This is a genomic window from Shewanella sp. 3_MG-2023 (assembly GCF_030548765.1).
In the GTDB taxonomy this organism is placed as follows: domain Bacteria; phylum Pseudomonadota; class Gammaproteobacteria; order Enterobacterales; family Shewanellaceae; genus Shewanella.
Genome location: NZ_JAUOSH010000009.1, coordinates 1 through 23,349 on the forward strand (window position 1 = coordinate 1; position 23,349 = coordinate 23,349).

At 42.0% G+C, this 23,349-nt stretch carries 23 protein-coding genes; 13 read left to right on the plus strand and 10 right to left on the minus strand.

The window, feature by feature from the left end; translation table 11 throughout:
* Window positions 1-51 precede the first annotated feature (51 nt).
* The 7 genes from Q4591_RS06805 (at window position 52) to envZ (ending at window position 7,999) form a co-directional block, all read left to right on the plus strand.
* Entirely contained in the window at window positions 52-2,451 is a 2,400-nt protein-coding gene (locus Q4591_RS06805) for a DMSO/selenate family reductase complex A subunit (RefSeq protein WP_102530987.1), read from the plus strand.
* A gap of 22 nt (window positions 2,452-2,473) precedes the next feature.
* Window positions 2,474-3,100: a DMSO/selenate family reductase complex B subunit gene (locus Q4591_RS06810; RefSeq protein WP_102475946.1), complete on the plus strand. Its 627-nt coding sequence runs from the start codon at window positions 2,474-2,476 to the stop codon at window positions 3,098-3,100.
* Window positions 3,101-3,173: 73 nt separating this feature from the next.
* Window positions 3,174-3,764: a molecular chaperone gene (locus Q4591_RS06815; protein ID WP_102475947.1), complete on the plus strand. Its 591-nt coding sequence runs from the start codon at window positions 3,174-3,176 to the stop codon at window positions 3,762-3,764.
* A gap of 419 nt (window positions 3,765-4,183) precedes the next feature.
* Complete coding sequence (greB, locus tag Q4591_RS06820; RefSeq protein ID WP_303460093.1) at window positions 4,184-4,660, plus strand: transcription elongation factor GreB; 477 nt, start codon at window positions 4,184-4,186, stop codon at window positions 4,658-4,660.
* A 301-nt stretch (window positions 4,661-4,961) separates the two neighbouring features.
* On the plus strand, window positions 4,962-5,732 hold the full coding sequence (locus Q4591_RS06825; protein WP_303445879.1) for a hypothetical protein: 771 nt from the start codon (window positions 4,962-4,964) through the stop codon (window positions 5,730-5,732).
* A 195-nt stretch (window positions 5,733-5,927) separates the two neighbouring features.
* Window positions 5,928-6,653, plus strand: a complete 726-nt coding sequence (gene ompR / locus Q4591_RS06830; RefSeq protein WP_102475949.1) for a two-component system response regulator OmpR — start codon at window positions 5,928-5,930, stop codon at window positions 6,651-6,653.
* A gap of 23 nt (window positions 6,654-6,676) precedes the next feature.
* Complete coding sequence (envZ, locus tag Q4591_RS06835; protein WP_102439411.1) at window positions 6,677-7,999, plus strand: two-component system sensor histidine kinase EnvZ; 1,323 nt, start codon at window positions 6,677-6,679, stop codon at window positions 7,997-7,999.
* Between the two features lie 63 nt (window positions 8,000-8,062).
* On the opposite strand, the gene hmpA is transcribed toward envZ, so the two are convergent.
* The 3 genes from hmpA to Q4591_RS06850 all read right to left on the minus strand — a co-directional run bounded on the left by hmpA (window position 8,063) and on the right by Q4591_RS06850 (window position 10,607).
* Entirely contained in the window at window positions 8,063-9,253 is a 1,191-nt protein-coding gene (hmpA, locus tag Q4591_RS06840; RefSeq protein ID WP_102530986.1) for an NO-inducible flavohemoprotein, read from the minus strand.
* 236 nt (window positions 9,254-9,489) lie between these two features.
* Window positions 9,490-9,963 carry a peroxiredoxin gene (locus Q4591_RS06845; RefSeq protein WP_102439409.1) on the minus strand — a complete coding sequence of 158 codons (474 nt, stop codon included), beginning with the start codon at window positions 9,961-9,963 and terminating at the stop codon, window positions 9,490-9,492.
* Between the two features lie 104 nt (window positions 9,964-10,067).
* Window positions 10,068-10,607, minus strand: coding sequence for a DUF2937 family protein (locus tag Q4591_RS06850; RefSeq protein WP_303445876.1), 540 nt, complete (start codon window positions 10,605-10,607; stop codon window positions 10,068-10,070).
* A gap of 452 nt (window positions 10,608-11,059) precedes the next feature.
* On the opposite strand from Q4591_RS06850, the gene Q4591_RS06855 reads away from it, so the two are divergent.
* Window positions 11,060-11,584 (plus strand): lactoylglutathione lyase family protein, encoded by a 525-nt coding sequence (locus Q4591_RS06855; RefSeq protein ID WP_076538443.1) that lies wholly within the window; start codon window positions 11,060-11,062, stop codon window positions 11,582-11,584.
* A gap of 193 nt (window positions 11,585-11,777) precedes the next feature.
* On the opposite strand, the gene Q4591_RS06860 is transcribed toward Q4591_RS06855, so the two are convergent.
* A complete protein-coding gene (locus Q4591_RS06860) occupies window positions 11,778-12,725 on the minus strand; it encodes a permease (protein WP_303460098.1) in 948 nt (315 codons plus the stop codon).
* Window positions 12,726-12,831: 106 nt separating this feature from the next.
* On the opposite strand from Q4591_RS06860, the gene Q4591_RS06865 reads away from it, so the two are divergent.
* Window positions 12,832-13,134 carry a helix-turn-helix transcriptional regulator gene (locus Q4591_RS06865; RefSeq protein ID WP_303460101.1) on the plus strand — a complete coding sequence of 101 codons (303 nt, stop codon included), beginning with the start codon at window positions 12,832-12,834 and terminating at the stop codon, window positions 13,132-13,134.
* A gap of 35 nt (window positions 13,135-13,169) precedes the next feature.
* On the opposite strand, the gene Q4591_RS06870 is transcribed toward Q4591_RS06865, so the two are convergent.
* A complete protein-coding gene (locus Q4591_RS06870) occupies window positions 13,170-14,075 on the minus strand; it encodes a LysR family transcriptional regulator (RefSeq protein WP_303460104.1) in 906 nt (301 codons plus the stop codon).
* Window positions 14,076-14,321: 246 nt separating this feature from the next.
* Between Q4591_RS06870 and Q4591_RS06875 the strand changes: the two genes are divergently transcribed.
* Window positions 14,322-14,861 carry an NADPH-dependent FMN reductase gene (locus Q4591_RS06875; protein ID WP_102439405.1) on the plus strand — a complete coding sequence of 180 codons (540 nt, stop codon included), beginning with the start codon at window positions 14,322-14,324 and terminating at the stop codon, window positions 14,859-14,861.
* A gap of 7 nt (window positions 14,862-14,868) precedes the next feature.
* Here the strand turns inward: Q4591_RS06875 and Q4591_RS06880 are convergent, their stop codons facing one another.
* The 3 genes from Q4591_RS06880 to Q4591_RS06890 form a co-directional block, all read right to left on the minus strand.
* The gene (locus tag Q4591_RS06880; RefSeq protein WP_303460109.1) at window positions 14,869-15,402 is read right to left on the minus strand and encodes a GNAT family N-acetyltransferase; all 534 of its coding nucleotides are present in this window, start codon (window positions 15,400-15,402) and stop codon (window positions 14,869-14,871) included.
* Between the two features lie 73 nt (window positions 15,403-15,475).
* Window positions 15,476-16,138 carry a Bax inhibitor-1 family protein gene (locus tag Q4591_RS06885; RefSeq protein ID WP_102439403.1) on the minus strand — a complete coding sequence of 221 codons (663 nt, stop codon included), beginning with the start codon at window positions 16,136-16,138 and terminating at the stop codon, window positions 15,476-15,478.
* A 60-nt stretch (window positions 16,139-16,198) separates the two neighbouring features.
* Window positions 16,199-16,549 (minus strand): DUF4870 domain-containing protein, encoded by a 351-nt coding sequence (locus Q4591_RS06890; protein ID WP_102439402.1) that lies wholly within the window; start codon window positions 16,547-16,549, stop codon window positions 16,199-16,201.
* A gap of 631 nt (window positions 16,550-17,180) precedes the next feature.
* On the opposite strand from Q4591_RS06890, the gene Q4591_RS06895 reads away from it, so the two are divergent.
* Window positions 17,181-18,461 carry an ATP-binding protein gene (locus tag Q4591_RS06895; protein ID WP_347230803.1) on the plus strand — a complete coding sequence of 427 codons (1,281 nt, stop codon included), beginning with the start codon at window positions 17,181-17,183 and terminating at the stop codon, window positions 18,459-18,461.
* Window positions 18,462-18,472: 11 nt separating this feature from the next.
* Window positions 18,473-19,009: a response regulator transcription factor gene (locus Q4591_RS06900; RefSeq protein WP_303460112.1), complete on the plus strand. Its 537-nt coding sequence runs from the start codon at window positions 18,473-18,475 to the stop codon at window positions 19,007-19,009.
* A 75-nt stretch (window positions 19,010-19,084) separates the two neighbouring features.
* Here Q4591_RS06900 and Q4591_RS06905 read toward each other — a convergent pair whose 3' ends face one another.
* On the minus strand, window positions 19,085-19,426 hold the full coding sequence (locus Q4591_RS06905; RefSeq protein WP_102520294.1) for a DUF4870 domain-containing protein: 342 nt from the start codon (window positions 19,424-19,426) through the stop codon (window positions 19,085-19,087).
* A gap of 578 nt (window positions 19,427-20,004) precedes the next feature.
* Between Q4591_RS06905 and Q4591_RS06910 the strand changes: the two genes are divergently transcribed.
* Entirely contained in the window at window positions 20,005-21,456 is a 1,452-nt protein-coding gene (locus Q4591_RS06910; RefSeq protein WP_303460116.1) for a methyl-accepting chemotaxis protein, read from the plus strand.
* Window positions 21,457-21,569: 113 nt separating this feature from the next.
* Here Q4591_RS06910 and Q4591_RS06915 read toward each other — a convergent pair whose 3' ends face one another.
* A complete protein-coding gene (locus Q4591_RS06915) occupies window positions 21,570-23,312 on the minus strand; it encodes a sugar phosphorylase (RefSeq protein ID WP_303460119.1) in 1,743 nt (580 codons plus the stop codon).
* Window positions 23,313-23,349 lie beyond the last annotated feature (37 nt).

Genomic DNA, 23,349 nt, shown 5'->3' on the forward strand with positions numbered 1-23,349 from the left:
ACCTACCAATTGCGCTAAGACGCATCGTTAATGCTACGAGAGGATATATCAATGGAACGTAGAAGTTTTTTAAAAGCCAGCGCCGCATTAAGCTGCGCAGCAACGGTAACTGGTTGTAAAACCAGTTCAGATGATGCCAATGTGACCCCAACACCGCCACCTGTTGATGAGAAAATAGATTGGTCTTGCTGCACTTGTAACTGTGGCCATAACTGTCCATTAAAAGTTATTACCGTTGACGGTAAAATTACTCGTGTTGAAACCGATGATGTCGGTGGTGATGAGTTTGGTACGCACCAAGTGAGAGCCTGTTTAAAAGGTCGCTCAAGCCGTAAAAAAGTTTACTCTCCAGACCGACTTAACGGTCCGATGAAACGTGTTGGCCCACGTGGTCATACGAGCAGTTTCGTTCCTTGTTCATGGGATGAAGCTTTCAGCACCATCGCTGAAAACCTTCAAAAAGTGTACAACGAAGCGGGCCCTTCAGCGGTATATCCTCATTACGGAACCGGCCGCCTATACGCTAATTATTCTGGCGGTGACTGGCGCTGGGCAGGTCAATGGGGCGCTAAATTATTATGTGAGATGGGCGGCTACTTAAGCCACTACGGTACTTATAGTTCATCACAACAATTAGCTGCTATGTCGCATACTTATGGTGGGAATGCTTCAAGTACTTACACTGAAATGTTCCACAGTGATTTAGTGGTCGCATTTGGTTTTAACCCTGCTGAAACTCGTATGAGTGGCGGTGGCGGTACTTATGATTGGAGTACTTGTACAAAGGGTAAAAAGGTCATCATGATCGACCCTCGCTACTCTGACTCATCTTTGGGAAAAGAAGACAAATGGCTGGCGATTCGTCCAGGTACTGATGCAGCGCTATGTGAAGCTGTTGCCTATGAGATTATTAACCAGGGCAAAGCTGATAAAGCCTTCTTAGACAAATACAGCATCGGTTTTGATAGCGATACCTTACCTGCAACTGCAAAAGCTGGGAGCGATTATAAGTCACACATCCTAGGTTTAGGTGAAGATGGTATTGCGAAAACCCCACTTTGGGCTGAAAAAATTACCGGTATTGCAGCTAGTGATATAGAAGATCTAGCACGAGATTTGATGAATGCATCAACCCCATTTATCTGCCAAGGCTTAGGTCCACAACGCCATGCTATTGGTGAGCAAAGCGTACGTTCAATTGTAATGCTACCTCTACTACTAGGTAAGGTGGGCATTCAAGGTACAAACTCTGGTACCTGGCCTGGTCACGGAAGAAGTTCAATTAGCCTTTCTCCTAAAGGTAATAATCCTTACCCTGGCAGCATTTCGTTCTTCACTTGGAGTGATGCTATTGAGCGTGGTACTGAGTTCACGCCTGAGAAAGATGGCTTAAAAGGCGTTGATAAACTTGATAGTAATATCAAATTCATTTGGAACTATGCAGGCAACGCACTGATAAATCAGCATTCAGATTCATTTGCAACACATGAGCTTTTAGCTAGCAGAGAAACGGATGAGCTATTTATTTTAGTACACGATGTCTTTATGACACCAAGTGCAAAATACGCCGATATCCTGTTACCTGATTTCACTGATTTAGAACATACCGATGTCAGTGCATTTGGTGGGACTAACCAAGAGACGGTTATTCCTATGACTACTTCTGTAGACAGCCCTGTAGATGCTAAAGGCTGCTTTGAAGTGACCTATGAAATAGCGAAACGCTTGGGTAAAGAAGGCGCTGTATTTGAGGGTAAAGATTACAACCAATGGTTAACTGAGCTTTATCAGCGCGATCAAGCTAACAATACCAAACTACCAGATTATAAAGATCTTGTAGAAGGCGGTTTATATAAAATAGCCAACCCTGAATTTAAAAACATCGCATTTAGTGCATTCTTCTCGGATCCAGATGCAAATAAATTAAACACGCCAAGCGGTAAAGTTGAAATTTACTCAGAAACATTAGCTGAAATGTCAACGAGTTGGGATCTACCTGAAGGTGACTCTATTCCAGCTATCCCTATGTATCATAAAACTTGGGAAAGCTACGAAGACACTGAAACACGTGAGCAATACCCGCTACAGCTAATTGGTCATCATACCAAAAGTCGCACTCATTCTAGTTTCCATAATATTAAATGGCTTCAAGAGTCCTATGAAGATGCCGTGTGGATCAACCCTAAAGATGCAGCTGAACGCGGTATCACTGATGGCGCTAAAGTTGAAATTAAAAATAGTCGAGGCAGTGTCATTATTGCCGCTAAAGTCACTCCATTGATCATGCCAGGTGTCACCTCGCTGGCTCAAGGTGCTTGGTTAAATAGCGATAACTTGACTGGCAAAGTCGACATTGGTGGCAACGTTAACTCATTAACCAAATATCACCCAACACCTATTGGTAAATGTAACCCACAACACACTAACTTAGTTGAAATCCGCCTAGCATAACTGACGGTAACGAGAAGATATTATGAATAATTCTACCCAATATGGTTTTCATATAGATACACAAAAATGTAGTGGTTGTAAGACATGTCAAATTAGCTGTAAAGATAAGAATGATATCGATATAGGGCCACTTTTACGCCGCACTTATAAGTATGGCGGCGGTAGCTTCCAAGAAGTCGCTGATGGCGTATACATTAATGACGTATTTGCTTACTACGTTTCTATTAGCTGTAACCATTGTAATACTCCTGTTTGCGTAAAAAGCTGCCCAACAGGTGCGATGCATAAGCGCCGTGAAGATGGTTTAGTCGACATTGCAACAGATCTTTGTATTGGTTGCTCTAGCTGTGCACGTGCTTGTCCATATGATGCACCACAGCTGGATACTCGACGTAAAGTAATGACTAAATGTGACGGCTGTAAAGACAGAATTGCACTTGGTAAAAAACCGTCTTGTGTTGAGTCATGCCCACAACGTGCGTTGGACTTCGACACTATTGACATCCTAGAGCAAAAATATCCAGAGGCTGTAAGAGGTGAAGCAAATCCACTACCAAGTAGTAGCATTACTGACCCTAACTTACTGATCACCGTTAATCGTTATAATGACCGCTCTGACGGTTCGATTCAAAACATAAACGAAGTGTAAGCCTTGTAAGTAATAAAGCATGGGTGGGTATCACCCATGCTTACTTTAAGTGAAAATAACTACAGAGATAGAAATGAACCAAGTCGACTTTGAAAATTCAGCTGCTATCTGTAATGTACTATCTTGTATGCTATTAAATACGCCTACTGAAAATATGTATCAACGCATTAACGATGAAATCATCTTAAACTGGCCTCAGCTGATCACGCCTACAGAAGATATTTGCGATGAAATGAAACGTTCGTTGAACAAACACAGTTTCACTGAATTGCGAAATGATTTTAACCAACTCTTTGTTGGTCCTGGCGTTAAATCGGCTTACCCATGGGGCTCTGTTTACACAGATAAAGATAACCTAGTTTGTGGGCAAAGTTGTGTTGAATTTGAACAGTTTTGCAAACGAAATAAAATCGACGTCACACCACCTCAAAAAGGGCCAAGTGATCATATTGGGTTAATACTTGCGGTACTTGCAAATTTGCTCAGTGAAAATAGATCCGATTTGGCATCTATGCTCATCTGCGATCACTTAAAGCCATGGTTACCTCAATTTATTCGATGTGTCGATACACATTCACAAACTGAGTTCTACCGCGGAGTCGGTCTGTTAATCGGTATCACTCTGAACGATTTACAAATAAAACTCCAAACAGAAAATTCATAAACCAGCGTCATAAATCAGAGTCATAAAACATTGGCTTAAAAAACAGCCAACAGATAGGACTACCATGAGAGCAATTAACCAAATTTGATTGCTCTTAATATTTTAAAAGCAAAGCTCACAGCATGCCATTCTGCGCAAATGTGGCCCAGACATAACCTAAAAGAAATGACTTGTAGCCATTATCAGCTAATGCATACTGTCCAATTTGGATCTGGATGCACAGCCAGTAAGCCCCCCCCCTCTTTCATATCACAACTAAAAATGGCTATGTAACGTATAACTTCGTAAAAATGCGTTTGCTGTCGTAAAAATGTTCACCTGCTAAGCTATTTTCATAAACTCATCATTACGCCATTGGCGATCCTCTTAATACCCAGTATATTTACCATTCGTTGATTCATTTATTCAAGGCTAGCAACGTGAAAACCAATCTCATCACCCCTGAAGGGATAACTAAACTCAAAACTGAGCTGAACTATTTATGGCGTGAATATCGTCCTGAGATCACCAAAAAAGTGGCTTGGGCGGCGAGCCTTGGAGACCGCTCAGAAAATGCCGATTATAAAGAGAATAAGCGCTTATTACGTCAAATTGATGGCCGAGTGCGGTTTTTACGTAAGCGTATCGAAAACTTAAAAGTGGTTGAGTATGCTCCTGAGCAAGAAGGTAAAGTGTTCTTTGGCGCTTGGGTCGAAATTGAAAATGATGCTGGCGACACACTGGCATTTCGTATAGTTGGTCCCGATGAAATTTATGGCGATGCCAAAGGCTATATCTCCATTGATTCACCCATGGCGCGGGCATTATTGAAAAAAGAAATCGATGATGATGCCGTTGTTCCCACCCCCAATGGCCCCCAAGATTGGTATATCAATAAAATATCCTACACCGTTTAGCTAATAGAAAACCTCAAAGCCTCAAACAAAAGTAGAATTTTGCACTGCAAAGCATGCAGTTTAAGGCTGTTTTAGCGACTAAAATTTGCCCTATAGATATATTTAACTAGACTTAAAGTTGTATTTATTTAGCTGGCCTTAACGATATATAGTGCTTTAGCGCTTAGTTTTTAATCTTGGTTCAAGCGCTGATAATAGTACTGTCTATAGCCAAATCGCTGAGCTTTCAAGCAAAAGTCCATTCTCCCCCTAATACCTGCATGGAAGCGAGCTTTGAATAAGATGAATAAAAGGATTTTTTATGTACAGTAAAATCTTTTGGGCTGTTGGACTGCTTGTTGTTAGCTTTAAGCTAATGGCGCTGAGCTATGTACCGCAAAATATTGTCGGTAACTGGCTCAATCAGCAAACAGATTACATTGAGCTATTACAAATCAATGAAGACGGCTCCTACCTGCAACTGGGGCTTGACCTACTCCAGCCTGAAAATAGCTTTGCCGAATGGGGCAGTTATACCTTATCTGAAAGCAGCAACTTTGCTGACTTACCGCTGATCATTAGTTTTAACCCCACCTTCAGTAATAATCCTGCAGAAGGCTTGATAACATTGCTCACTGACCGTAGTAAAAGCCATGTCTATATCAATGCCAGTGCCGAGCGCTTACAGCTCAATATGGACTCCCAAAGCGACAGCTCAATTGATGTCATTATTGAATATCATCAGCTGCAGGCTCAAAGTATTGAAGGTTATTGGTACAATCAGGAGTTCGATGATTTATTTGCGGTATTGATGCTCAATAATGGCTTGTATGTGCAATTACAAATCAACTTGGATCATGATGATGAAAATACCGGCATGGAGTGGGGTCAATATCAACACCAAATGGACTCAGGCGAAGTCTACTTTCAAGCTGAATACGATGATAACCAACAAATCGGCTTTAACCGCTTAAATGATATCGCCGCTGCCGCGTTTAATATTAAGCTGCACGATAACCAGCTTATTTTTTTATTGGACAGTAATGATGATGGCGTGATTGACTCCTGTTCAACCTTATTGCGTAAAAACTGATTTAGTTACAATTTCCCTTAATCAATTTAATGCCATTAAAATCACTTTTTTTCATAGACTTAATCCTTGTTATTGATCATATTACCCCTCACAATTAGCAAACAATTCATCCAGCGCTTGTTTGCACTCTTATAAAGTCGCTATATTTAGCTTAATAACTGTATTTAGTGCCGAAATTTAGCCAAAGGATATGTCATGGGCCAAGAAACATCTAAAATTCTCGTTGTCGATGATGACATGCGACTCAGATCATTATTGGAACGTTATCTGCTGGAGCAAGGTTACCAAGTTCGCAGTGCAGCAAATGCCGAGCAAATGGACCGCTTATTAGAGCGAGAAAACTTCCACCTGTTAGTGTTAGATTTAATGCTTCCCGGTGAAGATGGATTATCGATTTGTCGCCGCTTACGCCAACAAGAAAATCCCATTCCTATTATTATGCTGACCGCCAAAGGCGACGAAGTTGACCGTATCATTGGTCTAGAGCTTGGCGCTGATGATTACTTACCTAAGCCGTTTAATCCGCGGGAATTGCTCGCACGTATTAAAGCCGTTATGCGCCGTCAAACGGCTGAAGTACCAGGTGCGCCAGCGCAACAAGAAGAAGTCATTAGCTTTGGTGAGTTTTCCCTTAACCTCGCCACTCGTGAGATGTTTCATGAAGATAAAAGCATTGCCTTAACCAGTGGCGAGTTTGCGGTATTAAAAGTGTTGGTTTCACACCCTAGGGAGCCACTATCGCGGGACAAACTAATGAACCTTGCCCGTGGCCGTGACTACTCTGCACTTGAGCGCTCAATTGACGTACAAGTATCCCGTCTGCGCCGCTTAATTGAAGTCGATGCTGCTAATCCCCGCTATATCCAAACGGTTTGGGGTTTAGGTTATGTGTTCGTGCCTGACGGCACCGCTCGAGGTTAAGCCTTATTAGCCAAGCTCAAGCCATAAAACTGAAATGGTGGCAGCGTTTCCTGCCACGTAATTCATTCAGTCAAACCGTACTATTAATTGGTAGCTTGCTACTGATTAATCAGCTGGTGTCTTACTTATCGGTGACGGTTTATTTCATTAAACCCAGTTACGAACAAATCAATCAACTGATCGCACGGCAAATCAACTTATTATTTATTGATGGCGTAGAGATCAGCCGTGAACACCTCACCATTGTCGATGCCCTAAACGCCAAAGTGCGTGACGATGAGATGAAAGTCTATAACCAACAAGGCGCCATTGAAGCTGGGGTAGACAGTGCGACCTACTATGGATTTTTATCTGCACAAATGTCTGAGTATTTAGGCGGAGAAGCAGAAGTGCGCTTTTCCCAAGGGACTCAGTTAGAAGTGTGGATCCGTCCACCTCAAGCCACCTCGGTGTGGATTAAAGTACCGCTGACTGGCCTAAACGAAAATGATTTATCGCCACTGACCTTATATTTATTGGTTATTGGCGCCTTAAGTGTCGCTGGAGGCTGGTTATTTGCTCGGCGTCTTAATAAACCACTTAAACGCCTACAGCGAGCGGCCTTTACAGTATCAAAAGGGGAATTTCCTGCGCCATTGCCCTTAAGCGGCTCTTCTGAAATCGTTGAAGTGACTCACGCCTTTAATCAAATGTCTCACAGCATGAAGCAGTTGGAGCAAGATCGCGCGCTATTGATGGCGGGGATTTCCCACGATTTACGCACACCACTGACTCGTATTCGCCTAGCATCTGAAATGATGGTGGAAGAAGATCAATATCTAAAAGATGGCATCATCACCGATATTGAAGACATGGACGACATCATTAATCAGTTTATTGCCTATGTGCGCCATGACCAAGAAAGCGCCCGGGAACCCAATGATATCAACCGCCTTATTCGCGAAATCGCCCAACAAGAAATGCATCGACAAGGTGATATCGAGCTGCAATTGCAAGAAGGCCCTATGGTGTCCTTTCAAAGTGTGGCCATTAAACGGGTATTAAGTAATCTTGTTGAAAACGGCTTTCGCTACGGTGGCGGCTGGATAAAAATTAGCTCAATCCATAAAGCCAAATACGTCAGCTTTATTGTTGAAGATAATGGCCCTGGTATTAATGAAACTAAAATTGATGAACTATTCCAGCCATTTACCCAAGGCGATAGCGCTAGAGGCTCTGTGGGCTCGGGGTTAGGGTTAGCGATAGTTAAACGTATTATCGATAGGCATCACGGTAAGATCCTCCTTAAAAACCGCCCAGAAGGCGGGCTGCATGCCCAAGTGTGGCTGCCTATTAGCCGTCATTAATACCCAAAAATAAGCATAAAAAAAGCGACTCATAGAGTCGCTTTTTTAGTTAAGCCTCAGCCATTATAAATCAGCATGAGGGCCAAATACTTCATAATGCAGTTGTGATTCTGGCACATTAAGCGCTAATAATTGCTGCTTAACGGCTTTCATAAAACCAATAGGACCACAGAAGTAATATTGCCCATTGGGTAACATATGCTCAGCGATTTTTTCGAGTTCTACAGTACCTTCAAAATCAAAATCTTCTGCTGGTAAATCCTGTGCTGCTGGCTCACGATACCAAACATAGCTTTGCAGCTGCTCATTAGCGATTGTCTTTGCCTTAATTACCTCTTTAAAGCCATGTACTGCGCCATTATCACAAGCATGTATCCAAGTGATGTTATTTGCGTATTTTTGAGCAATAAGCTGGTTTAACATGCTCATCATCGGCGTTTGACCCACACCTGCTGAAATCAGTATCACAGGGCTTTCTTCTGCTATCAGCGAAAAATCGCCCGCTGGCGCAACCACCTCAATGACATCACCTTGCTGATAATGATCATGGAGCAGATTAGATACTTTACCGCCCGCTTCTCGCTTCACACTGATGCGATAAGTATTGCGATTAGGCGCATCTGATAACGAGTACTGACGAATTTCTTTAAATTCAAGTTCATCATGCTCAAGCGATACACTCAAGTATTGACCAGCAATAAAGTCGATCACTTCTTTACCATCTTCAGGCACTAACAAAAACGAAGTGATCAGCGTTGACTCTGGGGTTTTCGACTTTATGACAAAACGGCGAGTCCCTTCCCAGCCACCTTGAGCCTGTGCTGTTTGCAGGTAAAGCTGAGCTTCACGGTTGATGAAGATTTCAGCAAGGAAACCATAAGCCTTACCCCAAGCTGTTAAGACTTCTTCAGTAACGGCATCGCCACCTAACTCTTCTAGGGTTGCTAATAAGTGGCCACCAACAATGGCATATTGCTCAGGTTTAATTAAAAAACCCGTATGCTTATGAGCAATGCGCTCCACTGCTGAGCCTAGCACGGCAAGATTATCGATATTTTTTGCGTATGCGGCCACCGCACTGAATAAGGCAAGCGGTTGTCCGCCAGAATGCTGATGGGTCAAGTTAAATACATCTTTTAACTCGGGATTATGTTCAAACATACGTTGATAAAAATGCGTCGTCAGCGCAGGACCAGCTGACTCTAATAAGGGAATGGTGCTTTTAACAACGTCAATCGTATGTTGATCTAACATAAACAACCTCTAATATGTATTCATAATGCATGTTTTGATAGATATTAAACATGCATTTGATTTAGATCAATGTTTTTCGACTCTTTTATCCTTGAGTGATTAGAAAAATAGCAATTCAGTATAAGCCAAATAAAAAAACCAGCGACATCAGCGCTGGCTTCATTAATTGACGACTCATAGCTACAACTCAGGCATACAAATCAGCCAAGCTGATAGAAGCATTCTTACATGCAGTTTTACAGAGCGCTCAATATCGCTTCTGCAGTACTGACTTCAAAAGACTTTGGCGCTTCCACATTTAAGCTGGTTACCACACCATTATCGACAATCATCGCATAACGCTGGGAGCGAATACCGCCAAAGCCTGCGGTATCCATATCTAAACCTAATGCTTTGGTAAAACTTGCATCGCCATCTGCTAGCATCATGAGTTCACTGGCATTTTGCGCATCCCCCCAGGCTTTCATTACAAAGGCATCATTGACAGATACACAAGCAATGGCATCAACCCCTTTAGCTTTAAGTTGATCAGCAAGCACCACAAAACCCGGTAAATGCGCTTCTGAGCAAGTGGGTGTAAAAGCACCCGGTACAGCAAATAACACCACCTTTTTACCAGAAAATAACGTACTAACATCATGACTTACCATGCCTGTTGCGGTTAATTCGCCTAAGGTGCCTGCAGGTAACGTGTGTCCTTGTTCAATCATGGTAAATCCTTATTTATTGAATAATGTGCTCAACAGCATAGCGCTAAAGCAGCATTACAAACACTGAGTAACTGTATGGGCTTTAGCTGTTGTTCGCGTTGAGCTTATTGTGAGTTCACTTTAACCGATGTCGGTTTTAGTGCTCGATATGCATGTCGACAGCCTTTGCCACAACCCAGCAAACAAAGTTCACATATCAGTGATAATAAAAAACCGAGCACTAAACCTATGGTTATCGCCCGTGTATCGAGCATGATGGTATGGCTAAAGTTGTGCCATACCTCTTGGCGTATATCTTTCATTGGCTCAAATGCCACCTGTTCAAAACCACTAAAAGCCGTTTGATTGAACTGCATAAGTGCCCCATTTAGCAACTGATAACGTTGATAAATGGCTTGAATACTGTCGCCACCTGCACTAAAAACTTGGTCAGGGTTATGCTGATAATGGGCTATGAGCTGTTGAATATCACCAGCAAAAAATCGATCTGCATCTTGCTCAAACTCGGCTAAACTCAATTTTGCTTCTTGGGTATGAGCTTGCAATCGCTGACCATACTGATCAACAAAAGCAGGCACTTGCACGCCAAGTAATACCCCTGAGACAAATAGTATTAAGCGTAAATAATCGAATACAGATTTCATAATAGATCACGGCCTTTAAATGAGTATGACGGCTAAAAACTATATCTACCAGATTAGCCACAAATAGAAAGCGCTTTATCATTAAAAGCAGTTTACAGCCGCAAGCTTACCCGTGAAGGCACCTGCTCATGATCTTTGTTTAACCCATAGGATTGATACGTCACTCAAAGCAAACCAACATTACATAATTTTATTGTTCCTATAAATATTGATAATTTTTCATTAAAACCTTGTCTGTATACAATTCGCTCATCAAATTTACACCAGTTAATGAGGAATGCACCATGAGCAACCACGATGACAGCAGCAATGCTAAAAGTAACGACTTAAACCTAGGCCGCAGAAACATGCTAAAAACAATGGGCGTGGGCGTTGCAGCCGCTGTTGCCGCCACTACTGCCGCATCGGTTATGGCAGCCACAGGCACTGAGCCAACCAAGCTTGCTGGCGCTATGGGTAATGATAAATTCAATACCAATAATCCATACCCACGTACTTTTTCTCATATCGGGGTGTCAGTACCTAATCTAGAGGAAGCGGTTAAGTTTTATAGTGAAGTCCTCGGCTGGTACGTGATCATGGAGCCTACCGAAGTAAAAGAAGATGACAGTGCAATCGGGGTTATGTGTACCGACGTATTTGGCGCAGGCTGGGAACGCTTCAGAATCGCTCACATGTCTACGGGCGATCGCATTGGCCTTGAACTGTTTGAATTTAAAAATCAGCAAAACCCTGAAGATAATTTTGAATATTGGAAAACTGGTATTTTCCACTTTTCAGTTCAAGATCCAAACGTTGAAGAATTAGCGGAAAAAATTGTTGCTGCTGGCGGTAAAAAACGTATGAAAGCACCACGTTATTACTTCCCGGGTGAAAAGCCATACCGCATGATTTATATGGAAGATCCATTCGGAAATATCATCGAAATTTATAGCCACAGCTATGAACTACAATATTCTAGCGGTGCTTATAGCTAAATCGAGCTAAAAGCCAAAGCTCGGTAAAGGCTAAATCTAGGTAAAAGACAAAGGAGGCATTATTATTTGCCTCCTTTTTTGATTGTTAGCTAAACGGCTAAAGCTTAGCCTCGACGCTTATCTTAAGCACTTATCTTAAGCACTTATCTTAAGCACTTATCTTAAGCGCTTATCTTAGATGCTTGGCAATTCACTAAAAGATCCATTGGTAAGCAAAACCAGCCAACATCGCCATAGATAAAATTACCACTAAAAATGCGGCAATCATCTGATTTTTAAATATCGATTTCAGTAGAATAACCTCAGTTAAACTCGCCCCTGCGCTGCCGATAATTAACGCCATAACAGCACCTAAACCCATCCCTTTGGCTGCCAATGCGGCGCTTAATGGGATTACCGCTTCAGCGCGAATATACAGTGGAATGCCAACCACTGCCGCTATTGGAATCGCAAACCAGTTATCTTCGCTAGCCACACTAGCCACAAACTCCGTAGGCATAAATCCGTATATTATCGAGCCAACAGCGATACCACCGATAAGATATGGCAATACTTTTTTAAAGTCAGACCAAGTGGTGTTCCACAATGCTTTACTGAAAACTTTATCCCATTTACTGAGAGGTTTTGCCGCTTTACCATTACACGAACTACCGCATCCACCCTTCACTTCAGCTGTTAGATAGGCTTCAGCTTTGACATATTTTTCAAAGCCTAATTTTTCAAGGCTGTAACCTGCAATAACCGACACTCCCATTGCTATGACAAAGTAAAATAAGGTCACTTGCAGCCCAAAAGTCACTGCGAATAAACCAATAATAATGGGATTGAGTAAGGGGCTTGCAAACAAGAACACCATCATGGTGCCAAAGCCTGCTTTTGCTCTGAGTAAGCCCTTTAAAAATGGAATGGTAGAACAAGAACAGAAAGGGGTAATCGCCCCTAAAAAAGCGGCAATGATATAACCTTTACCGTTTTTACCACTCAATATTTGCTGAATTTTTGCTGGCGGAATAAATTGCTGTAGCACCCCAACAAAGTAACTGATAGCCAGAAACAGCAAGGTCAGCTCTACCGCCAAAAATAAAAACATGTGCAAAGTTTGTTTAAGCATATCTGAATTAATTAATAGTAAATCTTTCATGGCTTATAAATCCATATTTCTAGAATAGTCGAAATATAGATTATGGCACTGGCGAGATCAAGATATTTCTAGTAATATCGAAATATAATTTTAAACAGGATTGGACATGGATATCGAAATTATAGCTAAAGCATTGAAAGAATTAGGCCATCCAACAAGATTAACCATTTTCAATAAAGTCGTACGCGCAGGGTATCAAGGTATTGCTGTCGGTGGACTTCAACAAAGCTTAGCCATTCCGGGTTCGACGCTCTCGCATCACATTTCGAGTTTAGCCTCTGCAGGGCTAATCACCCAGCGCCGTGAAGGACGCACCCTATTTTGTGTCGCCGAATTTGACAAACTGCAAGCTGTAATCAGCTTTTTACAAGATGAATGCTGTGCCGATGAAAAACTTCAAACTAAGTAGTCCACAACAGTTACACAAGCTAGCCAGTATTATATTTAGTAAACAGACATATGCTCCACCAGCAAGTCGATAAAGCGGCGAACTTTTGGGGATAAATGCTTACGGCTAGGATAAACCGCATATATGTCGATTTGAGGTTGAATGTAATCTTCAAACAGTATGCTGAGCTGTTGCTTTTCAAGCGCTGCTGTTAAGTAAAATGAGGGTAAGCGGCAAATACCGTGATGATCGAGCACCATCGCCAGTTCCATATCGGCATTATTACAACCAATCACTTGCGCCACAGTTACCGTTTCTGAGCGACCATCAGCATGTTCAAACAGCCAGCGACCTGGCTGCTTTAAATTGCTATAGCAAATACATTGGTGCTCAGTTAACTCGCTGGGTACTTGCGGGGTTCCGTGTGTTGCAAGGTATTGCGGTGTTGCCACAACATGCGCATGAAATTGACCAATACGTTTACAGATTAAACTCGAATCAGTTAATTGTCCGGTGGCTCGAATCGCTAAATCATAGCCCTCTTGCACTAAGTCCACATGGCGATCGCTAAAATCAATGTCTAGCTTTACCTCGGGATACATGCGCATATACAAAGACAAAATGGGTTGTAAATATTGCAAGCCAAAGGTCACTGGGCAGCTAATCTTTAGAGTGCCGTTGGGGGTCATTAAGCTGCTATCGATCATATTGATTGCCGCTTGGGCATCGGCGACCATTTGCTGACATTGCTGATAAAACAGCTTGCCCTCTGCGGTTAAACTCAGCGAACGCGTGCTGCGATGCAATAATCGAGTATGAAGCCGCTGCTCTAATTTTGTGACAGTTTTACTGACATAAGAAGTGGAATGGCCGGTTTTTTCTGCCGCTAACGAAAAGCTCCCAAGCTCGATCACTTGGGTAAAAATCACCACACCATCAAATAGCTTTGTATCTTGATCCATCACGCTCGGCCATTGTTACTGTATTTGTGCCACTATAACGGCGTAATTCATTCCAATAAAGATTAAAATAGCTTAAAAAACCACTATTACGAGTTATATGGAAACAATAAATATCCAACAACTAACTTAATCAATCCGCAAAAAAGCCGTACAGTAGCTGCATAAGTTAATAGCAAACACACTTTAGTCATCCATCGCTTTGGTTTTAGGTGTTTACAATATCAGCGATTTAAATAAGGCAATAACATGAAAATATTAGCATTTGCAGCAAGCAGTAGTCGTCATTCAATCAACAAAACCTTGGCACATTATGCCGCTAACTTAGCCGCTAATTTAGTCGATGGCGCGGAAGTAGAATTGTTAGATATTAACGATTATGAAATAGCATTATTTAGCGAAGATAGAGAAAAAGAGTTAGGCAAGCCTGCATTGGCACAAGCCTTTTTTGATAAAATCACCCAGGCAGATGCTTTAGTGATTTCATTTGCAGAGCATAATGGCTCTTACACTGCAGCCTACAAAAACCTGTTTGACTGGACATCACGTATTGATCAAAAACTGTTTCAAAATAAACCAACGCTATTATTAGCCACCTCACCAGGCCCTGGCGGTGCTAACACGGTATTAACCGCCGCAACCACATCAGCGCCCTACTTTGCCGCTGATGTAAAAGGCACTTTGTCGGTACCCAGCTTTTATCAAAATTTTGATGTAGAAACAGGTACATTAACGAACCCAGAACTTGCCGAAAAACTCACTCAAGCCGTCAGCCAGCTCGCGAGTTAACTCTAATTCAAGATACTCGATAGCGCTGTATTATTGCCGCAGCGTTATCTTGCTGATTTTTCTCATTGCTTTGAGTATCTAATTCAATTTCAGAATCAAGCACCCCACCATTGGCGATGATCATTTTTGCCGAGGCAAGATTGTGCTTATAACAATGAATATGCAGCTCATTGATGCCTTTACCCTTTGCCAATGCGATAGTTTGCGCCAGCAATTCAACCCCTAAGCCTTTACCTCGAAAACGCGGTCGAATACCGAGTCCAATATGGCCGCCACAATAACGAATATTATCATTGAGAGTTAAGCGTAAATTGGCGACACCTAAGAGCTCATCACCTTCCACTAACCAATAAGTTTCACTGGCCACATAACCTGCAGGTAAATTCTGCCCTCGGGCAAAGTCACTGATTTTTTCGAGCATTGCGCCAAAATCACTGTGGTCAAAATAAAGCGGAAACGGGTAGCGCTCTTCATCCCCTAGCTCGGTAATATAATCAATATAGCTTTGCTGGTAGTAGCCACTTGGTTTTACGAGTTGCAACAGGCTTCTCCTTGGATGATCTGACTGACACCAACAGCGCCTTATGGCTCTGTTGGTGTTGCCTTACTCGATTTTACTTACGACCCAGAATACGCAAAATTCTAAGGAACAAGTTAATGATATCCATATACAGGGCTGCAGCACTATCAATAGCATTATCTACTGTTTTCGGAATTTGATTGGCACGGCCCCAGTCATAGCCTATGTAGCCACAAAAAATCAGCACCACAATCCAATCTAATATGCCGTGATGAATACCAAACACGTATATTTCAATCAGCTCAACGACAATCACTAACAATAAAGCAATGGTTAGCGCACCAGCGATTTTGCTAAAAAACGCCGGAAATAACGTTCCTAGACACATCATGCCGATAGTCACTAGCCCTGTAATCCGAATGGCTTCTGATACTAATGCGGCATCATATTGGCTCACCACTAAATTAATAATGAAGCCAAATGGCACCACCACAAAGTTGTAGCCAGCAAAACTAACAATGGGTTTATCAGATGAGGAAAATAGATAAACACCCAAAAAGCATGACGCAAAATACCCGATAAAAAACACCCACGAATTAATATCTGCAATTGCTTGCGGTGAAATATTTGTCACCATCCACCAATTAACGCCAAAGCCCCAGCAGAGTGTTAAGCCAATAACAAGATTATAAAAAGTGGGACTGATCAGGGTGTCGTCTGTATTGCGACGGTCAAAAACATTACTTTCCACAACAATATCCTTTCGTTGTTAATAGACGTTATTGAGCCATTAATGGCTCAATAACTGACAGCAGATTTACTTAATTAATCGCAAAGTATATGGCACGCGAAAGTTATCACCTTTTGATGTGGCAATCGCGCCCATAATGCAAAAGACCAAATGACAAACGCCCAATACCAAGGTAAATAACACCCCAATTAAAATGAAAGTAAGAATGAACGAAATGAAATAACCAATGGTGGCAGTAATTGACCAGTTCAGCGCCTCTTTAGACTGCTCTCTAAGGTATGCATCATCTTCTTTGACTAGATACAACACCAACGAGGGGATAAACCCAAAAAAGATGGTACCAATCCAGCACAACAGCGCCATATTTTTACTATCTTGTGAAATTTCATTTATCACTACGTCGGTATTTTCGCTCATTATTCATTCCTTTATAGACACCCAATGAACCCACTAAAACTGGGTGCAAGACTTTAGCGGTATTTAGTATTTAGTATTTAGTTCGTAGCAAATAGAAAAAGTAATAAACACTATCCAGCAGATCTGAAAGGATATGATTGATATCCATATCAGGGCTTAAAATAGTTGTCCTTTACTATCTATATTGATACTTAATGCCCAATAACAGCTTGATTAAAGCATCACAGTGGCACTCAAGGTTTAAAATATAACCACGATTGATATTAGCAAGTCAAATTAACCTTTTAAAACAGAACGATATAAACCATATTATCGCTTTATGAGTTAATAATTTCAGCCTAGGTCATCGATACTGGGTAATTGATACTGGGCATTTAATACTACTGGGCATTTAATACTACTGGGCATTGGATAACAGCATCATAGTTTGGCTTTTTACTATAAAAAGCTGGCGAAAAAGATAAATATATTTCATTGATGCAAAAGGGAATACCGCCTAAAACGCTTGCTTTGCTCCTCCGCACAAAATAAACAAGATGTGATGTTAAAGTCTGCATAATTCAATTAATGTATCATCACTTATACCAAGTTATTTACCCCACTAAAAATAAAAAAGGTAAACAATAACAACGTGACCAATAATCAAATCAATAATAATAAAATCCACAATAATAACGTCGCAAAATCAGCGGCTTTAATGGGCACGCCAACAGCACAACTATCCGCATTACGGCTCATTTATTGGCTATTAAAAATAGGCTTGATCTTATTTGCGACTCAGTTATTTGGCTTAACCGCCCCACCAATGGAACTCAACTTTATTCTTGCTGTTGAAGCTGTCTATGTCGCTATTGGCTTTCGCGTTCGTTACGCCATTAACCAAAACCAATTATTGTTTGCCACCTTATTGCTAGATACCCTATTTTGGATTATATGGCTGTATTGTACTGGTGGCTCAGCTAATGCCTTTATTTCATTGCTTTTATTGCCTATCGCCATCGCTGCTGTCATGTTGCCACAATGGGCCCCTTGGTGTTTGGCGCTTATTTCTACCGCCGCCTACAGTGCGATGATTTTTACTCAACCCGATCACAGCATGCACCATGGTATGGACATGAGTTCCCACTACTTAGGCATGTGGTTTAACTTTGTTATTTCAGCATTAGTACTCACCACCACGGTGGCGTTTATTGCTAAAAAAATTCGCCAAAAAAACGCCCAATTACATTACTTGCGCGAAGCGCAAATGCGCCAAGAAAAGCTATTGGCGCTGGGCACAGTATCAGCACAAATGGCTCACCAATTGGCTACGCCACTGGCCACTTTAAGGCTATTATTAGAAGAGCTTGGCGAAGATAATCAAGCGGGTCACTTACAGCTTGAAATGAATAAGGCGCTGAATCGCTGCGAGAAAAGCCTAACAGATTTAAGGCAGGCCACCGAGTCTATTCGATCGGAAAAAATGCACTCGCAAACCGTGAATAATTTAACCAGTAGCCTGCAAGAGCAAGTTAATTTACTCATGCCTGAAATTCAGCTGTCTTTAACCCTGGCTGACAACGCTGACCGAGTAGAAATTCTCACCGATATGAGTCTATTACCGGCATTATTGGCATTAATTGAAAATGCCGCCAGAGCCAGTCAGGAAAATATTCAAACCCAAAAAGTAGCGATAAAAATCACCTTAGATAAACAAGTTGGGCTAAGCATTGGCATTTACGATTTTGGTGAAGGTATGTCTGAAAGTTTGCTGGAAAAACTTGGCCATAAAATGATTGAAAGCCCCAAAGGCTTAGGGATTGCAGTGTTATTAAGCCATGCCAGTTTTGAGCGCTTAGGCGGCAAACTAACCCTACAACCCAACCCAGAGCAAGGCATGATTGCCACTGTAACCTTACCCATAGAAAAATAGGCTTATTAGGTATGAATAACTTACTCATTATTGAAGATGATAGCGCCTTAGCCGCCGTGCTCGCCAGCCGCTTAAGCCGTCATGGGTTTAACTGCGTGCAATGTAACAGTGCGGAGCAAAGCTTATTAAAAGCCCGCCAGCATGCACCGAGTCATATTTTATTAGACATGAAATTGGCCGATAAGAATGGTTTAGCGTTAATCACCCCGCTGCGCCAATACCTGCCTAACGCATTAATCGTATTACTAACGGGCTACGCCAGTATTGCCACTGCAGTTAAAGCCATCAGATTAGGTGCCGACAATTACTTAGCCAAACCCGCTGATACCCAAACCTTATTAAACGCCCTCAATGTTAGCCCCAATGAGCAAAATGAGCCGTTATTGTCTGAGCAGCCGATTTCGCCCAAGCTACTAGAGTGGGAGCATATTCAACAGGTTCTGACCGCCAATAATGGCAACATTTCTGCCACGGCAAGGCTATTGGGGATGCACAGAAGAACGCTGCAACGTAAATTACTGAAAAAGCCCATTACTGACACGCGATAAAGGCCCTAGTGGCTGCTATATACATTTTTCAGCCCCTAAAACTGTCACCATGGGATTTGACTTCAGTTTACTTAATTAATCGCAGGCTAAGGGCACGCGGAAACTGTCGCCTTTGGAGGTGGCTAAAGCGCCTATGGTACAAAAGACCAAATGACTGATAGCCAATACTAAAGTAAGCATGACTCCCATTAAGCTAAAGAAAAGCATAAACCCAATGCTATAACCAATGACACCAGTGAGAAACCAATTCAACGCCTCTTTTGATTGTGCTTGGATATAGTCATCATCTTGTTTCACAAACAACAATACCAGCGCCGGAATGAAGCCGAAAAACAAGGTGCCAACCCAACATAGTCGCGCCATATTTTTCGCATCTTGGGTAATTTCATTGATGACTAATTCCGTGTCTTGGCTCATGGATAATTCCTTTATACACATTCAATGAGCACTGTGAAGCTGGCTACATGATTGGTGTATGAGTTTAATGGTATTTAAAAAATTAAAAAAAGTGCATGAAAACAGCAATGAAGGTCTGACAGGATGTCATCGATATCCATACCTGGCTTAGAATAGTTATCCTTCACTATTTGTACTTTCACCTGTACCTGTATTTATAATTATTTTTGCGGCCTAATGACAGCTTGCGACAAAGTAGCTAATAAACTCTGTTTAAAATATAAGCAGCGCCACTAACAATAAGTCAAACTAGCAAATTTAACCCAACATAATAAAATAAACGCCCTAAATATAAGCGCTTAATTTATCTTTAAAGCTAATTGTCTCGCCAATTTTGCCCTCTGTTTTGCCTCGGATATAAACAAGATTACCATTAAACTTTTACCGCCAATTGCCGATATGTTTGTATGCGGCGGTCTTTTAACAATAAGGCAAATAACGCCAATCATTCAACACTGGGATTAGCGTCAATTTATTTTAAAGCTATTCCTTTTATATCAGTTACATACCAAGACTAAGGCTTACGCCGAGGATTTCAAATGAAACAAATTAGTTTTCGCAAAGTCGATGCCGTACTAATTAAGCTGAGCCTAAATGGTAAATTTTGGGTTATTTGTACCCTAGTCACCTTTTTTACCGCAGCTATAGCACTGACAAATTACCTTAATAGCAATAGCCAAATAAGCCAGTCATCACAGCAATTTGCCCAAACAACCATTGATGCTTACGCGAACAGTGCCAAGGCTCAAAACTTATCAGACGATGCACTTGCTGACTTTGCCCGACAAATAAATGCGTCTGTGGGTTATATGAGCGCCGCCAAACGTAGCGGCGATAACATTACCGTCAGTGCTGCGGTTGGCAATCAAGCACTTGTAACCACTATTAATGTCACCCAAATTGAAATGGCAGCAAAATCAGCTACTAAAAACATAATGATGATAGCCTTATTGAGCTTATTGCCCTTATATCTGGTTTGCTATTGGATCTCGACCTCCCTTGGTGGCGGCCTGTGGGATATGTATATTGCCATTAAGCGCCTTGCAGACGGTGATTTAAGCCAGCGACTGAATTTTTTTGGTAGCGATGATTTCAGTGTTATTGCCCGTGAAATTGATCGCAGCGCCGATAATATGAGTGAAATGGTGTCAGCCATTGCAGTTAATGCTGAAACACTAGCTGGTGCTGCGGTTGAGTTTAATCAACAGGCGCAACAAAGTGAGCAGTTAACCCAGTACCAACATGATTTTTTAGATACGGTATCAGTTGCTATGGCGCAAATGACCGCAGCCATTGAGGAAGTATCCCACAATGCCTCGAATACCTCTGAGCAGACTCAGCTCAACTCAGCCCAAGCTAATAACAGCCAGGTGCAAATTACTGAAGCCGTTACCCGTATTAGCACCTTAACAGGCAGAATTTCAGAAGCCTCAAGCTCTGTCGCTGAGTTATCTACCGCCGCCGCTAATATCGGCGCTGTGGTCACCACCATTAACAGCATTTCAGAACAAACCAACCTGTTAGCCCTAAATGCTGCTATTGAAGCGGCTCGCGCCGGTGAGCAAGGTCGAGGCTTTGCCGTGGTTGCTGATGAAGTGCGCACCTTAGCCAGTCGCACCCAGCAAGCCACGGTTGAAATTCAAACCATGATTGAGGGACTACAGCAAGACACTAATACTCTTTCGCACATCACCACCGATATTGTGGCGCAGGCAGATAAAGGCCGTAATGCCATTGAGTCTGTCGGTAACGATGTGGATCAAATGGTTGGCTCTATTAGCCATGTGTTTGATATGAGTAGCCAAATAGCAACCTCATCAGAGGAGCAAAGTGCGGCAGCGCGGGATATTGCCGGCCAGCTTAAAGATATTCGCGGTCAAGCAGAAAGCATCAAGGATAGTGCGCAGCGATCAGTTAATATCGCCACCAATTTAAATGAATCTTCGAATGGTTTAGAAGGTATTTTAAAGCAATATACTTTAGCTAAGTAACAGCACTTTAGCTAAAAAATAACGATATAAACAGCTAACCTAAAGCAAAGTTAGCCCTTTGCTTTAGGTTGCTGGTTTTAAGTTGTTTTATTTTTAAACTATTGTTTTTTTCACTAAGCCACGTTACTGATCCACACCGTTTGATAGGGCTCAAGTAACATCACTGCGTTAATGTCTGCAATCACCTCACCATCAATGAGATCAAACCAGGTTTCAGTGCCAATTAAATTCAGTTCAGCCAACGGCAGCTCCATCACTTGATCGGTAATATTACTGATACAAAAAATACTTTGTCGTCTATCACGGCTTTGGCGCCAGAAACCAAATAACTGTAAACCTAAATGCAACGTAAACTGGGTCGCATTAGGGTTAAATGCTCGCTGCCGTGTACGAATACTAATTAGCTTAGTTAATGATGCCAGCACTTTACTGTGATGATTATTATCATCGGCTAGTAATCGACTTAGCTCTTCATAGTCCCAGCGATGACGGTTAATAGCCCGGTTATGGGAGGTATTGGCTAGCTTTTCATAATCATTACCAGTGCCTAACAAGCTATGAATATAAATACCTGGTATGCCCTCAAGCCCCAGCATAATCGCGTGGGCGCAGCTAAAGCGAGCTAAACCAAACTCATCTTTACCTTTCACTGTGCCTTGTAAGGCGTCAATTAAAGCAATGTTCATTTCATAGGGCTTTTGCTCCCCCTCTTCAGAGGTGCGGCTAGATATTTTGCCGCCAAATGACACCATGGTTTCCACTAGGGTGTTAATTTCATCCTCATCTAATAAGCCTTCAGCAGGTCTTAGCCCTACACCATCGTGGGAGGCAATAAAGTTAAAGTAAGTGGTGCCGTCCTGCGCGGGCGGCATACTCATCTGCCAACGTTTAAGGTATAAACAACTGCCAGTGATCAAGGTATTAATCAATAACGGCGGCAATGAAAAGTTATAAATACAATGGGCTTCGTTAGCATTACCAAAATAGGTTAGGTTTTGGGTATTGGGTATGTTGGTTTCGGTGATCACCACCGCATTATGTTGCGCATGCTCAATAAGGGTGCGTAGTAATCTAATCACTTCATGGGTTTGCACTAGATTAATCGATTTAGTGCCGACGATTTTCCATAAAAACGCCACTGCATCTAAACGGAAAATATTCACGCCTGCATCAAGGTATTGTCTGATGATCTTCACAAACTCCAGCAGCACTTGCGGGTTTCTAAAGTCAAAATCCACTTGGTCATGACTAAAGGTGCACCACACATGCTGCAGACCTTTAGCGGTATCTGTGGGCCTTAGTAAATCAGATGTCCGTGGCCGCACTACCGCAGATAAATCATCCTCAGGCTTAGCGGTAAAAAAGTAATCATGACCTAGGCCCTCACCTTTAATGAAGTTTTGAAACCACGCGCTACGGCTAGAGCAGTGATTAATCACTAAATCAGACATTAATCTGCGTTTGTTGGCAATTAACTCAATATCCGACCAATCACCTAAGGCATCATTGACACTTGAGTAATCAATTACAGCAAAGCCATCATCCGAACTATAAGGAAAGAATGGCAAGATATGCACCCCATTGATGCACTCAAGGTAGTTATCCATAAATTCTGCAAGAATGGATAACGGCTTTTGCCCCTCTTGAATAATGCTATCACCATAGGTGATCATGATGACATCGTGCTGCGACCAATGATTGGCATAGGGATGTGGCTCATCACAATCGACACTAATATTCATGGTGTTAATCAATTGCTCAGCAAGATCATCCACTGACACATCTAGTGTGATATCTTGATAAATACAACCTAACTGCTGAATTAGCTTTTGCTTAAGTGCATTAATGTCTGCCATTTTGACCTCTTCAAACCTGCGAGCTTGCCCTGCTCGC

What these genes read in the sequence shown, in the direction of transcription:
- Q4591_RS06805 (WP_102530987.1), top strand. Translation starts at nt 52, where the DNA reads ATGGAACGTAGAAGTTTTTTAAAAGCCAGCGCCGCATTAAGCTGCGCA.
- Q4591_RS06810 (WP_102475946.1), top strand. Translation starts at nt 2,474, where the DNA reads ATGAATAATTCTACCCAATATGGTTTTCATATAGATACACAAAAATGT.
- Q4591_RS06815 (WP_102475947.1), top strand. Translation starts at nt 3,174, where the DNA reads ATGAACCAAGTCGACTTTGAAAATTCAGCTGCTATCTGTAATGTACTA.
- Q4591_RS06825 (WP_303445879.1), top strand. Translation starts at nt 4,962, where the DNA reads ATGTACAGTAAAATCTTTTGGGCTGTTGGACTGCTTGTTGTTAGCTTT.
- ompR (WP_102475949.1), top strand. Translation starts at nt 5,928, where the DNA reads ATGGGCCAAGAAACATCTAAAATTCTCGTTGTCGATGATGACATGCGA.
- hmpA (WP_102530986.1), bottom strand. Translation starts at nt 9,253, where the DNA reads ATGTTAGATCAACATACGATTGACGTTGTTAAAAGCACCATTCCCTTA.
- Q4591_RS06845 (WP_102439409.1), bottom strand. Translation starts at nt 9,963, where the DNA reads ATGATTGAACAAGGACACACGTTACCTGCAGGCACCTTAGGCGAATTA.
- Q4591_RS06850 (WP_303445876.1), bottom strand. Translation starts at nt 10,607, where the DNA reads ATGAAATCTGTATTCGATTATTTACGCTTAATACTATTTGTCTCAGGG.
- Q4591_RS06855 (WP_076538443.1), top strand. Translation starts at nt 11,060, where the DNA reads ATGGGTAATGATAAATTCAATACCAATAATCCATACCCACGTACTTTT.
- Q4591_RS06860 (WP_303460098.1), bottom strand. Translation starts at nt 12,725, where the DNA reads ATGAAAGATTTACTATTAATTAATTCAGATATGCTTAAACAAACTTTG.
- Q4591_RS06865 (WP_303460101.1), top strand. Translation starts at nt 12,832, where the DNA reads ATGGATATCGAAATTATAGCTAAAGCATTGAAAGAATTAGGCCATCCA.
- Q4591_RS06870 (WP_303460104.1), bottom strand. Translation starts at nt 14,075, where the DNA reads ATGGATCAAGATACAAAGCTATTTGATGGTGTGGTGATTTTTACCCAA.
- Q4591_RS06875 (WP_102439405.1), top strand. Translation starts at nt 14,322, where the DNA reads ATGAAAATATTAGCATTTGCAGCAAGCAGTAGTCGTCATTCAATCAAC.
- Q4591_RS06890 (WP_102439402.1), bottom strand. Translation starts at nt 16,549, where the DNA reads ATGAGCGAAAATACCGACGTAGTGATAAATGAAATTTCACAAGATAGT.
- Q4591_RS06900 (WP_303460112.1), top strand. Translation starts at nt 18,473, where the DNA reads ATGAATAACTTACTCATTATTGAAGATGATAGCGCCTTAGCCGCCGTG.
- Q4591_RS06905 (WP_102520294.1), bottom strand. Translation starts at nt 19,426, where the DNA reads ATGAGCCAAGACACGGAATTAGTCATCAATGAAATTACCCAAGATGCG.
- Q4591_RS06910 (WP_303460116.1), top strand. Translation starts at nt 20,005, where the DNA reads ATGAAACAAATTAGTTTTCGCAAAGTCGATGCCGTACTAATTAAGCTG.
- Q4591_RS06915 (WP_303460119.1), bottom strand. Translation starts at nt 23,312, where the DNA reads ATGGCAGACATTAATGCACTTAAGCAAAAGCTAATTCAGCAGTTAGGT.